Here is a 995-nt window from a genome sequence, read left to right on the forward strand (position 1 = left end):
ATACTCCCCTATAAAAATGGCTATTTATCAACTGTTTGTTGTGACATAGCCTTTTCTTTTTAGTTGCTGTTTCAACAGCCCATTCAAAATCTTTTTCATTCACAAAATCAGGCAATCGAATGACTGAAATCCAATGAAATGAATCTTTATCTGCATAATTCACACCATCTATATCATCCTGCCACCAGAATCCTTCTAGTGGTGGAACTACATATTCAAAGAATCCTTCAATTTTATAATCCGTCTTATAACTCATTCTCAAAGTATAAGCAATCGCATACAATACGCCAATTGCCTGCTGATATGATCCACCTTCTTCATTTGGATTGCCCTCACCTCTGACCGCAATATAATTTGCTTCAGGAACATTTACAATCACAGGTTTATTTTTAGGCATATAAAATTCTTTATATTCTTTCTTAAAATCAAAAGCCATAATCACTCCTTAAATTTGGTTTTATCTATTTTTTAAAGTATACCATTAAATATGAAAACTATACAAAAAGACTGATCTCTCAGCCTTTCATTTATAAATACGCTTTGTCTTAATCTATACGATCATAGACTATAATTTATTCACTTATTTGTATTTCTTCTTAAGATTAATACTCAATATTATTGCAACAACTGATGAAATAATTAATCCTGCAACTAATGAAAATATCCAAAGATTATTTTCATTAAAAAGAAGAATAAAGGAAATATTCGTAGATATTATGAAAAGTACAAAGAAAAGATTTAAAATTTTAGTATCTTCTTTCCAATAATTTTCTTTATCACTAGTGTTTAAACTATTGTAAAATTCAAACCCATTGTCTAGTTCTTTACCAACTTTAGTGCTTCTTATTTTGTTTGTTGCATACCAAATAAGTAGGTATATCATGTTTAAAAAAATAAAAATCACAGTATTCTTTGTCATGTTTGTTCCTCCACAAATTCCGATTTATCTATTGCATTACGTTGATTACTTTACAGTGAAAGGTGTCCATTCAATG

General features: G+C 29.0%; 1 protein-coding gene and 1 pseudogene. Both read right to left on the bottom strand.

The window, feature by feature from the left end:
- Nucleotides 1-436, bottom strand: a pseudogene (locus LJE08_RS13585) (GyrI-like domain-containing protein); the annotation flags it as partial.
- Nucleotides 437-580: 144 nt separating this feature from the next.
- Nucleotides 581-919 (bottom strand): hypothetical protein, encoded by a 339-nt coding sequence (locus LJE08_RS13590; RefSeq protein WP_227403529.1) that lies wholly within the window; start codon nt 917-919, stop codon nt 581-583.
- Nucleotides 920-995 lie beyond the last annotated feature (76 nt).

Source organism: Holdemanella sp. DFI.5.55 (genome assembly GCF_020593575.1).
In the GTDB taxonomy this organism is placed as follows: Bacteria; Bacillota_I; Bacilli_A; order Erysipelotrichales; family Erysipelotrichaceae; genus Holdemanella; species Holdemanella hominis.

Coding starts and splice junctions, on each gene's coding strand:
- LJE08_RS13590 (WP_227403529.1), bottom strand. CDS start 919: ATGACAAAGAATACTGTGATTTTTATTTTTTTAAACATGATATACCTA.